This window comes from Paraburkholderia aspalathi (genome assembly GCF_900116445.1).
In the GTDB taxonomy this organism is placed as follows: domain Bacteria; phylum Pseudomonadota; class Gammaproteobacteria; order Burkholderiales; family Burkholderiaceae; genus Paraburkholderia; species Paraburkholderia aspalathi.
On the sequence record NZ_FPBH01000005.1, the window covers coordinates 259105 to 271939 of the forward strand.

The window sequence follows — 12835 nt, forward strand, 5'->3', positions numbered from 1 at the left end:
CCGGTGCCGCGCGCACGCCGCCCCGAGCGCTAGCTTTCTGGCGGTGAAGCACCCGTCACGCAAACTCCGAGAGATACCGATGACAGACAACGACTCCACCCTGCCACCGAACCCCGACGACACCCCGGACGATCCTGAACGCCGCCGTGTCCTGACCGGACTCGCGGCAGTCGGTATCGGGCTGGCGCTAACCGGGTGCAAAACTGACCAAAGTACCGCGAGCGAGATGACGCCGCGCAGTGCCGCCGACATGCGGCTCGACGCCGCGCTACACGACCAGGTCAAGCAGATCGTGGTGATCTACGCCGAGAACCGCAGCTTCGCGAATCTGTACGGCAACTTTCCGGGTGTCCAGCATCCGCTCGATGCGGTGAGCGCCGAGCGTTATCTGCAACTCGACCGCGACGGCAAGACGCCGCTGCCGCGCCTGCCGGCAATCTGGGGTGGCCTCGTGCCGCAAGCGCAGGAGGTGGACGGCAAGCGCTACATGATCGGTCAGAAGGATATTGCCAACCTGCGCAACGGCCCGTTCCACATTACCGACGCGCAAGGCGCACCGTTGCCGAATGGTGTGATCACGCGCGATCTGGTGCATCGCTTCTATCAGAACCAGATGCAGATCAACGCCGGGCGCAACAACCAGTTCGCCGCATGGGGCGACTCCGGCGGCCTGGTAATGGGACACTACCGCAATTCCGCCGACACGCTGCGCCTGTGGAATCTCGCGCAGCAATACACGCTGTGCGACAACTTCTTCATGGCGGCTTTCGGCGGATCGTGGCTGAACCACATCTTCCTGATCTCGGCGCAGGCACCGTTCTATCCCGACATCCACAACAGTCCGGCGAAGAAGATGGTTTCGGTGGTGGACGGCGACGATCCGACCGGCGTGCGGCTGAAACTGGCGCCCGATTCGCCGGCGTCCGCGCTCGACGGTCCGCCGAAGTTCGTCAACGATGGCGCGTTTACCGCCGACGGCTACGCCGTCAACACGATGGCGCCGCCCTACCAGCCGAGCAGCGTGCGTCCGGCCGAAGGCGGCAATCCCGCGCTCGCCGACCCGTCGAATCCGCGCGTGATGCCGCCGCAAAACTACGCGACGATCGGTGACCGGCTGACGGACAAGGGTGTCGACTGGGCGTGGTACAGCGGTGCGTGGCAGTACGCGTTGGAGCATCAGGACACGGGTGCCGTGCCTGATTTCCAGTACCACCACCAGCCGTTCAACTACTTCACTAATTACGCGCCGGGCACCGCCGCGCGGCGCAAGTATCTGCGCGATGCGGGCCTCGGCGACGATGCGTCTACCAATCGGCTGATTGCCGACATCGATGCAGGACGTTTGCCGGCCGTCACGTTCTACAAACCGCAGGGCGATCTGAACATGCACGCGGGGTATGCGGATGTCGCATCGGGGGATCGTCACGTCGCAAATGTGATCGAGCATATTCAGCGCGGCCCGCAATGGGCCAATACGGTCGTAGTCGTCACGGTCGATGAAAACGGCGGCTGGTGGGATCCGGTCTCGCCGCCGAAGGGCGATCGCTGGGGGCCGGGATCGCGGGTTCCAGCGTTAGTGATTTCGCCGTTGGCGAAGAAGGGCTATGTCGATCACACGGTGTACGACACCAATTCGATTCTTCGCCTGATTAGCCGGGTGCATGGGCTGGCGCCGCTCGATGGGGTTGTCGCACGTGATCGGGCTTTTGCGCAGAATGGCCTGGCCCCGCTTGGTGATTTGACCGGTACGCTGGATCTGGCCTGAGCGGCTTGCCCATTGCGCTATTGTGTTTGTCTATTGCGTCGGGGTGGGCAGCAGTGCATCAATCACTGCGCCACCCCGTGCAGCTTGGCAATCACTGCATCTGAGATCTGCTGCGCTGTCTTCCCGATCGTCTTCTTCTCGTCACCACTCGCCATCACGAACTTCGCCGCGATTACGTACGGATTGAGTTTGATCGCCGCGCCTGGCTTTCCCTTGCTGTCGGCTTCTTCGACGGCCTCATAGAGCGGCGGCAAATCAGCCGTCGCGAGGCTATCGCACGACACCGCCACCTGAATATTGTTCTGACCCGCACCAAAACCGACCATTGCACGTCTTAGACGATTGCCGTCGTCGACGCTCAGAAACACGCCACGCACTTGCCAACCCGTTGCGGGTAGTGGCTGCCCGGGCGCAATACGGCGCGCATCGACACCGCCTTTTTTCAGGTCCGCAGTCAGCGCGTCGCCCATCTCGTTCACGATGTCTTTGGCGTGGTCCTGCGGATTCTTGTCCTTGCCCATCGGTCCCGGACCGCTCGGCAACAGACCGCGCAGGCGGCGCACGCGTTGCCCCGGTCCGCTGTCAGGCGTCACGTTGGCCACGTCGAGGTCGAAGTCGGATACATAGACGATCGGCACGGGCGCGGCGAACGGGGTGCTGTCCGCGGCTGCACTGAGCGTCGATGTCGCGCCGAGGCACCCTGCCATCATCGTGAGTTGCAGCAATCGACGCAGCATGGCTCGCCTCCGCGAATGTCTTTCCGACGCGGCTATCGTACAGCCGTGCGCGCTGGGCGTAAGTTTTTTTCGTGCCCGATCGTCGTACCTTTTCGCCTTGCATAACACGCGTTGCGACATAGACTGATAAAGCATTACTTCGCAATTTGTACGGAGCTGCCATGCGCCTGACCATCCTCATCAACGGCTCCGATCCCACCGTCAGCCACGACTACGCTGTGTTATGGCTCGACACCGACGAACATCGGTGGTCGAGGGAAGCGCATCAAGGGATCGATCTGCCCCCGTGGGGCGAGTTACACGACGACAATGGCGTGACGACCCTCTGTGCTCCGAGCACGGATGCGCCGCTGTGCACGTTGCGCGGATTGCATGTCGATCGCAAACAACGCGTGAGCGCGGCGCAAGGTGCCGCAGCGTGGACAGCCTTGCCGACACGCGCGCCGGCCAGCGGTTTCTGGCGCTTGCAAGCTGTCGATCGGCAGAACGTGCACGCCGAACACAGTGTTTTCGGCAATTAGGTTTCGGCGCTTTTTTTCGTCGGTCGAAATTTCCACTCATCCAAAACACGCCGCCTGCGGGCGTGGCGGGTGGGTTCGTGTGCGCGTTCGACCGTCGGTCCACGCTTTCGCACTCCGCATTCCGCATTCCGCGCTTAAGTCCGTCTTAAGTTTGCGTGAGTAGAGTTTGAATTCCACGCATTAGGGTCGCTGCAAAGCGGCCCGTTTTTTTTGGTGCAGCGGTTTTTGCCGTGCTTCTTCGGCTTCTTCCGCTCGCTGCATTTTCATCGCTGCGGGCACTGCGCCAAAGCCCCTTTCTCCCTTCATGTTCTTCTGCATTCCACCTCGCTCGACACAGGCTCGCGACGCTATACTTGCGCCCCCAATCCCTCAACTGACCCACCCATGAAGAAGTGGTTTGCCTGTCTGTTGTTCGCCGTTGCCGCTCACGCGAGTGCGGCGCCTTCCTGCACCCAGTTCACCCCGAATGCGCAATGGCCTGTTCTGTCCAATCAGAAGATGGCGCCGAAAGCGCGCATGCTTTGCTATAGCGATTTCGCGGTGCTGCATTCGGGTATCACGCATGGTCCGTTGTGGTCCGCGGAACATCTGACGCGCGACCATATCGAAGCCGCGAAAGACATGGTGCGCACCAACAAGTTCTTCGAAGACGCGCGCTTGCCCGATGGTGAAGGCGCGACGCTCGCGGACTATAAACGCAGCGGCTTCGATCGCGGTCATATGAGTCCGGCAGGCAATCGCTGGAATCAGGAAGCGATGGCACAATCGTTTTCGCTGGCGAACGTCGTGCCGCAAAATCGCGAGAACAATCAGCGCTTGTGGGCGCGTATCGAAACGTCGGTGCGTAAGATCGCGATGTCGTACAACGATACCTATGTCGTCACCGGACCGATTTTCAGTGGCCAGCAATTGCAGACGATTGGACCAACGCGCGTCTTTGTGCCGACGCAATTGTTCAAGGTGGTCTACGTGCCGTCGCGGCAGATGGCGTTCGCGGTAGTCGTGGACAACGTCTCGACCAACCGCTACGACATCAGGACGATTCACGAACTCGAAGCAACATCGGGCATCCGTTTTCCGGGCATTCCGGAAAATCTCAAAGATCAGCGGCCGGGAGGACTAAAAGGTGTTTAAACCCTATTCGAACGATGACGACGTGCTCAACATCCAGGGCGATGCACTCACCGTCAGCAACGGCACCACGCGCGTGGTGCTGAACGGTACGCTGGAGTTGACTCAGGACCAACGCGGACTGAAGGCGGCACTCGCACTGAAGGAAGCGATCGATGCGGTAGTGGCCGCGCTGCAGGCACAGACCAATCTGCCGGCGAAAGTGAAGGACGAGCCGGACACGAAGCCGGGCGTCGTGCAGAATCCGTTTCAATAGTGCGTTCGCGCAATCGCTCAGGCGCGAAGGTACGGCTTTCCCCGCTATCTTCGCGGCTGAAACGCGAAACCGCTTCGGGTTGATTCAGGACCCCGATATGTATCCGCCGTTACGTTTTGTCACCAGAGCATCGTCAACTGCTGTCTTCCCGCCAACGTTAAACCGGCAGCGCTGAAACATTTCAGCCGCGACACAAAGAACAACCGGTTTAACCAGGAGTTACATCATGAAGACGCTTTTCGCTGCTCTCGCTTCCGCTCTCGTCGTGTCGACCGCATTTGCACAAACCGCAGCACCGGCGGCCGCGCAACCTGCGCAAACGCAACCCGCGGGTCAAGCGAACCTGAAGGCGAGCACCGCCGTGCAAACGGGCGCCACGGACCAAGGCGCCGCCACGACCAAAGCGCCGACGAAGGCCGCGACGAAGGCGCATGTGAAGAAGGCTTCCGCCAGCCACACGGCAAAGCCCCATAAGGCCGCCAAGAAGACCGCAGTAGATACAAGCGCAAGCAAGACAAAGACGGAGAGCGCGAAAGAGGCCAGCAATGCCCCGGCAAAAGCCGACGGCGCAAAGACCGACACGACTAAAACGCAATAACACGTGATCGGTATTCGGCATGCACCGGCCAGGCATCTGTAGTTAATCGAAGCCGAACTCTGCCGTTCAGGGAGGGCGAGTCTCACGACTCGCCTTTTTTTATGGGCGTGTCATATGGACAGAGTTGAAGCCCACGCACAGTTAAATTACCGGCACGGCTGCTGGCTGATGCAATTCGAGCAACTCATCTAGTCCTCGTGATTTTTTCAGCGGATACCCCAATTTTTGCACTGCGTTTACCCGTAGACGTCTAATCTCGAACTGTCTTGATCAACCATGGCGTCAATGAACGCCGCATCAAATGGCACTCACGCAATCAATCGACAAATTCGAAACGCAGCCGCTTAGCGCGCCGCCGGTCCAGCGCAACAATGTCATCCCCTTCCCCGCGGCTCGCGCCCGCTTGCAGATCACCCTGCCTCATCCCCCGCACGATCTTCCCGGCACCCAGCTCCGCACACTGCTTCATTCGCCGCTCGGCGTGTATGTGGTCAGCACGGAAGCCGTGCGCGAAGAAGTGCGCGTGCAACTCGACATTGCGCTCGACGACCTCGACTTCACCTTGCATACGCTGATCTCGACACTCCCAGCAGCACTCATCGGACCATTGAAGCGCCGCCATGCCGTCGCAAAGGCGCGCTAATCATGTTCTCAGGAATCTGGCTGCCCATCGTCACCCCGTTTCGCAACGGTGAAGTCGACGTCGACGCGTTGCAGCGCCTCGCGGACTATTACCTGCGCACGGAGATCAGCGGATTTGTCGCCTTGAGCACGACGGGCGAAGCCGCTTTGTTACAGGAATCCGAACGCCTCACCGTCTTGCAGGCGCTGACCGATGTGATCGGCTCCCGTCTGCCGATGCTGATCGGTGTTGGCGGCGCCAATACGCGCGACGTCCTGCACGATATTCAGCGCTATGAGCGCTGGGACTGCGCCGGCTATCTCGTGTCTCCACCCTCGTACGTATGTCCGGATCAAGCCGGCGTGCAATGGCATTTCGAACAGGCCGCACTCGCCACCGAACGCCCTATCGTTCTGTACGACGTGCCGCATCGAACCGGTGTGGCGATCGCGCCTGAAACGGTTGCGCGTTTGGTCGAATACAGCAACATCGTCGCGATCAAGGAATGCGTGAAGGACCATTTCAGCAAGCTGCGCGGCCTGTCGATCAGCGTGCTATGCGGCACCGACGAAGCATTGGACGACTGTCTGCACAGCGGCGGCACCGGTGGGATTCTGGCGAGCGCACATGTTTGCGCGGACCTGCTGGTTGCCGTACAGGAATTGATCCGCGTCGATCGCGACCTGGACGAGCGCAATCTGTTCGCCAGCTTGCTGCCCGTGTTGCGTCTGCTGTTCGCCGCACCCAATCCGTCCGCGATCAAGGCAATGCTGGCATTCGATCATTCAATGACAGACGAAACACGTATGCCGATCACACGCGCGTCGGCACAACTCGTCGAACGTCTCGGCACCGCGCGCGACAGGTTGCAAGATCTGCGTGCCGAGTTTGCTGGAGCGATGAGCTAAAGCGCTAAAGAGCTGGAGCGACGACAAGAGGGCCCGAGGAGGAATGCGCCGCGAATGAGTTCATCATTCGTGGCGCAAACTTGCGTCCAGACGCTGCATCCGTAGCACGACGCGTTGCGCGTAACCGCGGCCACCGCCGCTGTAGCGAACGAGCGCGGCGTCGAGATCGCCGCCGCTTTGATCGAGGTAGCCGCGCAAAATAGTCGAGCCGATCCGCACATTGATTGCCGGATCGGATAAGTCAGTTGTGCCCGCAATCAATTGCGGATGCGCAGCGGGCAAGACCTGCATCAACCCTCGCGCGCCCGCGATACTGACCGCGTGGCGATCGAAACTCGACTCGACCGACATCACGGCAAGCAGCAAGACCGGCGAGATGGCTTGACGCTCGGCTTCGATCAATACCGCGCGAGCGATCTTCATGGATTCCAATGGCGCAACGCGAAACTGCGCGCGCAGCATGGCGGTGATATCGCTGAGCGCCGGCAAGCCGGCATCAGGCGCTGCGTCGCTCGCGACAATTGGAGTGGCTAACGGCAATGGCAACGCCGACTGCGCGGCGGCGGCGTGCGATGCCGCTGCGAACGAGAAGACGATCGCCGCGAACATCACCTTCAGGCCGGCTTTGCGGCGAAGATTTCGTTGTACCTGGACACCATCCAGAGCGCTATTTCCATGCATAGGTTCGCTTCCTGACCGGGGTACATCGACCTTACCGGGCTTGGTGTAGCGAATCGCCAAAGAAATAGGGGTGCGCCGTAAAATGCTTATAAAGATGCAGCGGCGTGTGAGTGGACGTATAGGGGATGCAAGGTCGCGCTTTGCGCGTAGATCACGGCGATCACGCGGTCGGATTCAGATCAGCCAGCGCCCTGAGCTTTTGCACGTCGGTGATTTCGATTTCCGCATAGCCGAGCTTCAACGCACCCTGCGTCTCGAACTGCTTGAGCACCTGATTGATCGTCTGCCGCGACAGGGCCAGCATCATCGCGAGATCCTCCTGCGGCACTTTGAGTACGCGCCGCAATGCGCCGGGTTCGCCATAGCCGCCTGCCATCAACAACAAGCGCCGCGCCACGCGCGGTGCGGCGGGCAGCAACGCGGCTTCTTCAATGGCGTCGAAAGCGAGGCGCAGCTTTTGCGTCAACAGCAAACCGAAGACATGCCAATACTCGGGCGCGCGTTCGAGCAGTGGGGCAAGCGCGGCGCGCGACACATGAAACAGTTCGGAATCGCGTTCGGCATACGCGTCGTGGGTTCGCGGCCGATTATCGAACAGCGCGATCTCGCCGAACCAGTTGACCGGCTCGATGACCGCGAGCAACGCCTCTTTGCCGGCCGAGCTGGCCGCGCCGATTCTCACGAGACCGTCGAGCACGCAGTAGAGGCCGTCGTCGGAATCGCCACGCGTGAACAGCCGTTCACCGGCCGCGAGGCGCTCGACACGCCCCGCTTCGATCAGCTGAGCCCGCATGGCAGCGGGCGCCGAGCGAAACCACGTGCTGCGTTCAAGCAGCACGGCAAGCTCATTCGATGAAAAACTCGCAGTCATAGAACGGTATCCGTGCCCGATTGTCGGCTACCCGATGGTTTCAAATTCCGCTGCCCGCGATTATGCTGGCTTTGATTGAGGAGCGGCATCCATGAGAACGCTGACGCAACAGCTTACGCAATACGCGGCCTACCATCGAGACCGGCGCAATATCGCCACGCATTTCATCGGCATTCCGATGATCGTGCTCGCGCTGGCGGTGTTGTTGAGCCGGCCTGCTTTCAGCTTCGGCGCGTTGCCACTTGCCTTGTCGCCCGCGTGGGTGTTGTTTGCTGCGGCGACCGTTTATTACCTCGTACTCGATGTGCCGCTCGGCGTGATGATGGCAGTCGTATCGATACTATGCGTCGCGTGCGGACAGTGGCTCGCTGCGCAAACTACCCTCACCTGGCTCGCCTCCGGCATCGGACTCTTCGTGATCGGCTGGGTGTTTCAGTTCATCGGCCACGTCGCCTACGAACATCGCAAGCCGGCATTTGTCGACGATGTGATCGGTCTGCTGATCGGGCCGCTATTCGTACTCGCTGAAGCGCTGTTCGGTTTTGGCTGGCGGCCGGCGCTGCGCGAAGCGATCGAGGAACAGGTCGGCGCAACGCGTATCAATGCGGATCGTGCGGCAGCGCATCGCTGAACCGCGGCATGTGATCCAGTGGCCGAAACTCAACGCGGCGCAAACCGAACGAGCCGCACGCTATGCAAGGCCGTCAGCGCAACCGCCATCCAGATCGGAACATACGTGGCTAACTGCGCGGCGCTGAGCGTCTCGCCAAGCAGCGTGATCGAGACGAACACCAGCAACACCGGTTCGACATAGCCAAGAATGCCGAACAAAGCGACCGGCAACAAACGGCTTGCCTTCAGATACGAAGCCAGCGCAATGGTGCTGAGCGCGCCGAGTCCCGGCAACAATAAGCACCACATGTCGATACGGCCGCCGATCATCGTCAACGAACCACCGATAACGATGAACACCGCCGCCGCGGGCAACAGCAACGCCATTTCGACGGTGAACATGGCGAGCGAATCCTGGTTGATTTTGCGGCGCAGCACGAAATACGGCGGATAGCCGAGTGCGACGAGCAAGGTGGGCCACGAAAAGGCACCCGTCATCCACAGTTCATGCACAACCCCCAATGCCGCGCAAATAACAGCGAGCCACTGCAGACCGTCGAGGCTCTCGCGATAGTAGAAGCGGCCCACCAACACCATCACCAGCGGCAGCAGAAAATAGCCGAGCGAGACTTCGAGCATGCGCCCGTGCAGCGGCGCCCAAAGGAACACCCACAGTTGCGCGCCAAGCAACGCCGCGCTGACAACCATCGCCGCGCCGAGCGTCGGCTCCGTCACCATGCGGTAAAGAAGTTGCCGGAGAATCGGCAGGCGTTTGCGCAACACGATCAGCAATAGCGCCCCGGGGACAGTCCACACAATACGCCACGCGAAGATGTCGAGGCCGCTCAACGGCGCAAGCAGCTTGGCGTAAGCCGACAGTAAAGCAAACATTGCCGATGCGCCCACCGACAACGCGATAGCGCGCTTTGGGTCATACTGGTTCATTGCGCGGCCCGTGGCGCAATCGCTTTGGATGCAGATTCAGGTGTGTGCGGCGCAGCATACGGCTGCGTGCCTCGAGCTATTGTCATTGGAAGTAGAGTCTCACAAGCAGGCAGTACGGCGGGCAGTGCGTATCAAGCGCTGCGTTTTTATCTTCGATATGCGATGCAAGCCGGCATTCTAGACGGGTTCCCGAACAACGTGCCCGTTCGCTCTTTGCAGCCAATAGCAATTTTTCCCGTGCGCATCGCGCGCCGATGCACTAGAACATAACTTCATGCGCGACAGGCGAATCCGCAGTTGCAACGCCGGCAAGTTTCAGCGCAGTTGCGCAAGCGCGAATCTTGCTATGAAGTCTAGCGGCATCGTTTGCAACGTCATCTGAGACATCTTGGATATCCGTCGCAAGCGTCATTTTCAACTGTCATCACAGCATCAATGAGCCGGGCCGGCATAGGCAGTCCATACGGACCGAGCCCGCCCTTCTTTCCCGCGGCATACGGTAACTGCGCGCAACTGCAAGCAACTGCGCTCCGTTGCACCTGCCGCCGCCCGGCCAGCAATCCCGCACATCGAATGTGACTACTGGAGCCAGCATGACCCAGCCAGCCCTATCGCACGACGCATCGCCCGACCTACTCCGCGCCACGTTTGCCGCCGAGGTACGCGCCGGACTCACGCATACGCCGCAAAAAGAATTGCCGTCGAAGTATCTGTATGACGAAGTGGGTTCTGCGCTGTTTGAAGTGATCACCGTGCTGCCCGAATACGGCGTGACACGCGCCGAGGAACGCCTGCTCGCGAAGCACGCAGCGGACATCGTCGCGCATCTGCCGCACGACGTGACCGTCGCCGAACTGGGTAGTGGGAGCGGCCGCAAAACGCGGCGCATTCTGGAAGCGCTGTGTAAAAAGCGCCCCACTTCTTACTTCCCGATTGAAATTTCGCGCAGCGCGTTGCAGTTGTGCAGGCGCGAACTTGGCGACATCGAGCGGATTTCGATCGTCGGTTATGAACGCGATTACCTGGCCGGACTCGCCGAGGTGAGCCAGGACCGCGCGGCGGACGAACGCTTACTCGTGCTGTTTCTTGGCAGCACGATCGGCAATTTCGGCCGGCTCGCAGCGACGCGTTTTCTGCGCGATATCCGCAACATGCTCGCGCCCGGCGACGCGTTGCTGCTCGGCACGGACCTGATCAAGCCGATACCGGTGCTGGTGGCCGCCTACGACGATTCGGTCGGCGTAACCGCGTCGTTCAATCTGAATCTGCTGGCGCGTATCAATCGGGAGCTCGACGGCGACTTTCCGCTCGATGCGTTCGAACACGTCGCGCGCTTCAATCCGGACGCGCGCAGCATCGAGATGCATTTGCGTGCGAAGCGCGATGTCACCGCGCATGTGGGCGCCGCGCAATTGACGGTCTCGCTCAAGGCGGGCGAAACGATCTGGACCGAGAGCAGCCACAAGTACCGCGCGGACGAAGTGCCCGCGATTGCAGACGATGCGGGCTTCGTGTGCAGCCATCAATGGATCGAAGACGGATGGGGGTTCGCTGAGAGTTTGCTGGTGGCGCGCTAGGCGCAAAGCGTTATCGGCTGACTAATCGGACAAACAGGACGCGCAAACGACAAGGCGGCGCGCCATCGAGGTGATGGCGCGCCGCCTTTTTTGCGTGAAGCTCAAGTGCTCAGTGCTGCTCGAACCGCTCGAAACGCTTTTCGGTCGCGCGCTCTTCGCCGGTCACTTCGGTGACGCGCGCCGCCGGCGGCCCGTGACGCAGCCACGACAGCATTCGGTCGACCTGGTTGGCCGAGCCCTGCAAGATAGCTTCGACGGAACCGTCGTCGAGATTCGCCACCCATCCCTTGATACCGAGCGCGTGAGCCTGCCGCACGGTGGCGTGGCGAAAGCCCACGCCCTGCACGGTGCCGCGCACTCGCACGTAATATGTTTCGATCCGCTGGTCCAGATCCGGGGCCATGCCGTCCTCTCGTCGCAATCTTTCAAGCCGGCATTCTAGACGTCTCGCGGCAACATTGCTCGGTGGTCTCTCTGAGTTCCCCTGCACGCCTGAGCCGCACGGCGCGACACGTGGCCCGCGCGACACGTACAATCCGTCGACTGTCACGCAGGGAATCAAACAGAATGACCGAACAGAATCGCGATCTCGTGCTCGTGACCGGCGCATCCGGCTTCGTCGGCTCGTCGGTGGCGCGCATCGCGCAACAGAAGGGTTTCAAGGTGCGTGTGCTGGTACGCGCCACCAGTCCGCGCAAAAACGTCGAGGCGCTGGATGCGGAAATCGTCGTGGGCGATATGCGCGACGAAGCGTCGATGCGCAACGCGCTGCGCGGCGTGCGCTATCTGCTGCACGTCGCCGCCGACTATCGCCTGTGGGCGCCGGACCCGAGCGAAATCGAGCGCTCGAATCTCGAAGGCACCGAGGCGACCATGCGCGCGGCGCTGAAGGAAGGCGTCGAACGCATCGTCTACACGAGCAGCGTGGCTACGCTGAAGGTCACCAGTTCCGGTCAGTCCGCCGATGAAACCTCGCCGCTCAAAGCCAACCAGGCGATCGGCGTATACAAGCGCAGCAAGGTGCTGGCCGAACGCGCGGTGGAGCGCATGATCGCCGAAGACGGACTGCCGGCCGTGATCGTCAATCCGTCCACGCCGATCGGTCCGCGCGACGTCAAGCCGACTCCGACTGGGCGCATCATCGTCGAAGCAGCGCTCGGCAAGATTCCCGCGTTCGTCGACACGGGGCTCAATCTCGTGCACGTGGACGACGTGGCCGCCGGCCATTTTCTCGCGCTCGAACGCGGCAAGATCGGTGAGCGCTACATTCTCGGCGGCGAAAATCTGCCGCTGCAACAGATGCTCGCGGATATCGCGGCGCTGACCGGCCGCAAGGCGCCGACGCTGAGTTTGCCGCGCTGGCCGCTTTATCCGCTCGCCGCGGGCGCGGAAGCCGTCGCCAAGATCACCAAGCGTGAACCGTTCCTCACCGTCGACGGTCTGAAGATGTCGAAGAACAAGATGTACTTCACTTCGGCGAAGGCGGAACGCGAGCTCGGCTATCGCGCCCGGCCCTATCGCGAGGGCTTGAGCGATGCGATCGAATGGTTCAGGCAAGCCGGGTATTTGAAGGCTTGATAAAAGTGCTGACGCAGGTCGCGCCGATCCGGT

At 61.1% G+C, this 12835-nt stretch carries 16 protein-coding genes; 10 read left to right on the plus strand and 6 right to left on the minus strand.

Annotation, left to right across the window (positions count from 1 at the left end; translation table 11 throughout):
* Positions 1–79 precede the first annotated feature (79 nt).
* Positions 80–1765, plus strand: a complete 1686-nt coding sequence (locus tag BM438_RS10960; protein WP_093634299.1) for an acid phosphatase — start codon at positions 80–82, stop codon at positions 1763–1765.
* A 62-nt stretch (positions 1766–1827) separates the two neighbouring features.
* Here the strand turns inward: BM438_RS10960 and BM438_RS10965 are convergent, their stop codons facing one another.
* Positions 1828–2502, minus strand: coding sequence for a DUF4410 domain-containing protein (locus BM438_RS10965; protein WP_093634300.1), 675 nt, complete (start codon positions 2500–2502; stop codon positions 1828–1830).
* 161 nt (positions 2503–2663) lie between these two features.
* On the opposite strand from BM438_RS10965, the gene BM438_RS10970 reads away from it, so the two are divergent.
* Complete coding sequence (locus BM438_RS10970) at positions 2664–3023, plus strand: DUF3564 domain-containing protein (RefSeq protein ID WP_054034144.1); 360 nt, start codon at positions 2664–2666, stop codon at positions 3021–3023.
* A 180-nt stretch (positions 3024–3203) separates the two neighbouring features.
* Here the strand turns inward: BM438_RS10970 and BM438_RS45455 are convergent, their stop codons facing one another.
* Positions 3204–3341 carry a hypothetical protein gene (locus BM438_RS45455; protein ID WP_167378367.1) on the minus strand — a complete coding sequence of 46 codons (138 nt, stop codon included), beginning with the start codon at positions 3339–3341 and terminating at the stop codon, positions 3204–3206.
* A 66-nt stretch (positions 3342–3407) separates the two neighbouring features.
* Between BM438_RS45455 and BM438_RS10975 the strand changes: the two genes are divergently transcribed.
* The 5 genes from BM438_RS10975 (at position 3408) to BM438_RS10995 (ending at position 6538) form a co-directional block, all read left to right on the plus strand.
* Positions 3408–4157: a DNA/RNA non-specific endonuclease gene (locus BM438_RS10975; RefSeq protein ID WP_093634301.1), complete on the plus strand. Its 750-nt coding sequence runs from the start codon at positions 3408–3410 to the stop codon at positions 4155–4157.
* Complete coding sequence (locus BM438_RS10980) at positions 4150–4410, plus strand: hypothetical protein (RefSeq protein WP_093634302.1); 261 nt, start codon at positions 4150–4152, stop codon at positions 4408–4410. The genes BM438_RS10975 and BM438_RS10980 overlap by 8 nt, the downstream gene beginning before the upstream one ends.
* Before the next feature lie 226 nt (positions 4411–4636).
* Positions 4637–5008, plus strand: coding sequence for a hypothetical protein (locus BM438_RS10985; RefSeq protein ID WP_093634303.1), 372 nt, complete (start codon positions 4637–4639; stop codon positions 5006–5008).
* Between the two features lie 301 nt (positions 5009–5309).
* Complete coding sequence (locus BM438_RS10990; RefSeq protein WP_093634304.1) at positions 5310–5651, plus strand: hypothetical protein; 342 nt, start codon at positions 5310–5312, stop codon at positions 5649–5651.
* Between the two features lie 2 nt (positions 5652–5653).
* A complete protein-coding gene (locus BM438_RS10995; RefSeq protein ID WP_093634305.1) occupies positions 5654–6538 on the plus strand; it encodes a 4-hydroxy-tetrahydrodipicolinate synthase family protein in 885 nt (294 codons plus the stop codon).
* 63 nt (positions 6539–6601) lie between these two features.
* On the opposite strand, the gene BM438_RS11000 is transcribed toward BM438_RS10995, so the two are convergent.
* Entirely contained in the window at positions 6602–7219 is a 618-nt protein-coding gene (locus BM438_RS11000; protein WP_093634306.1) for a lytic transglycosylase domain-containing protein, read from the minus strand.
* 160 nt (positions 7220–7379) lie between these two features.
* Positions 7380–8090 carry a Crp/Fnr family transcriptional regulator gene (locus BM438_RS11005; protein ID WP_093634307.1) on the minus strand — a complete coding sequence of 237 codons (711 nt, stop codon included), beginning with the start codon at positions 8088–8090 and terminating at the stop codon, positions 7380–7382.
* Between the two features lie 91 nt (positions 8091–8181).
* Between BM438_RS11005 and BM438_RS11010 the strand changes: the two genes are divergently transcribed.
* Positions 8182–8721: an Mpo1 family 2-hydroxy fatty acid dioxygenase gene (locus BM438_RS11010; RefSeq protein WP_093634308.1), complete on the plus strand. Its 540-nt coding sequence runs from the start codon at positions 8182–8184 to the stop codon at positions 8719–8721.
* Between the two features lie 29 nt (positions 8722–8750).
* Here BM438_RS11010 and rarD read toward each other — a convergent pair whose 3' ends face one another.
* Complete coding sequence (gene rarD, locus BM438_RS11015) at positions 8751–9647, minus strand: EamA family transporter RarD (RefSeq protein WP_093634309.1); 897 nt, start codon at positions 9645–9647, stop codon at positions 8751–8753.
* A gap of 593 nt (positions 9648–10240) precedes the next feature.
* Between rarD and egtD the strand changes: the two genes are divergently transcribed.
* Positions 10241–11224: an L-histidine N(alpha)-methyltransferase gene (gene egtD, locus BM438_RS11020; protein ID WP_093634310.1), complete on the plus strand. Its 984-nt coding sequence runs from the start codon at positions 10241–10243 to the stop codon at positions 11222–11224.
* Between the two features lie 109 nt (positions 11225–11333).
* On the opposite strand, the gene BM438_RS11025 is transcribed toward egtD, so the two are convergent.
* Complete coding sequence (locus BM438_RS11025) at positions 11334–11627, minus strand: acylphosphatase (protein WP_093634311.1); 294 nt, start codon at positions 11625–11627, stop codon at positions 11334–11336.
* Positions 11628–11791: 164 nt separating this feature from the next.
* Here BM438_RS11025 and hpnA point away from each other — a divergent pair, with 164 nt between their 5' ends.
* On the plus strand, positions 11792–12802 hold the full coding sequence (hpnA, locus tag BM438_RS11030) for a hopanoid-associated sugar epimerase (protein WP_093634312.1): 1011 nt from the start codon (positions 11792–11794) through the stop codon (positions 12800–12802).
* Positions 12803–12835: the final 33 nt, after the last annotated feature.

Bases quoted from the DNA above. Each gene is read 5' to 3' on its own strand.
- BM438_RS10960 (WP_093634299.1), top strand. From the start codon at position 80: ATGACAGACAACGACTCCACCCTGCCACCGAACCCCGACGACACCCCG.
- BM438_RS10965 (WP_093634300.1), bottom strand. From the start codon at position 2,502: ATGCTGCGTCGATTGCTGCAACTCACGATGATGGCAGGGTGCCTCGGC.
- BM438_RS10970 (WP_054034144.1), top strand. From the start codon at position 2,664: ATGCGCCTGACCATCCTCATCAACGGCTCCGATCCCACCGTCAGCCAC.
- BM438_RS45455 (WP_167378367.1), bottom strand. From the start codon at position 3,341: ATGCAGAAGAACATGAAGGGAGAAAGGGGCTTTGGCGCAGTGCCCGCA.
- BM438_RS10975 (WP_093634301.1), top strand. From the start codon at position 3,408: ATGAAGAAGTGGTTTGCCTGTCTGTTGTTCGCCGTTGCCGCTCACGCG.
- BM438_RS10985 (WP_093634303.1), top strand. From the start codon at position 4,637: ATGAAGACGCTTTTCGCTGCTCTCGCTTCCGCTCTCGTCGTGTCGACC.
- BM438_RS10990 (WP_093634304.1), top strand. From the start codon at position 5,310: ATGGCACTCACGCAATCAATCGACAAATTCGAAACGCAGCCGCTTAGC.
- BM438_RS10995 (WP_093634305.1), top strand. From the start codon at position 5,654: ATGTTCTCAGGAATCTGGCTGCCCATCGTCACCCCGTTTCGCAACGGT.
- BM438_RS11000 (WP_093634306.1), bottom strand. From the start codon at position 7,219: ATGCATGGAAATAGCGCTCTGGATGGTGTCCAGGTACAACGAAATCTT.
- BM438_RS11005 (WP_093634307.1), bottom strand. From the start codon at position 8,090: ATGACTGCGAGTTTTTCATCGAATGAGCTTGCCGTGCTGCTTGAACGC.
- BM438_RS11010 (WP_093634308.1), top strand. From the start codon at position 8,182: ATGAGAACGCTGACGCAACAGCTTACGCAATACGCGGCCTACCATCGA.
- rarD (WP_093634309.1), bottom strand. From the start codon at position 9,647: ATGAACCAGTATGACCCAAAGCGCGCTATCGCGTTGTCGGTGGGCGCA.
- egtD (WP_093634310.1), top strand. From the start codon at position 10,241: ATGACCCAGCCAGCCCTATCGCACGACGCATCGCCCGACCTACTCCGC.
- BM438_RS11025 (WP_093634311.1), bottom strand. From the start codon at position 11,627: ATGGCCCCGGATCTGGACCAGCGGATCGAAACATATTACGTGCGAGTG.
- hpnA (WP_093634312.1), top strand. From the start codon at position 11,792: ATGACCGAACAGAATCGCGATCTCGTGCTCGTGACCGGCGCATCCGGC.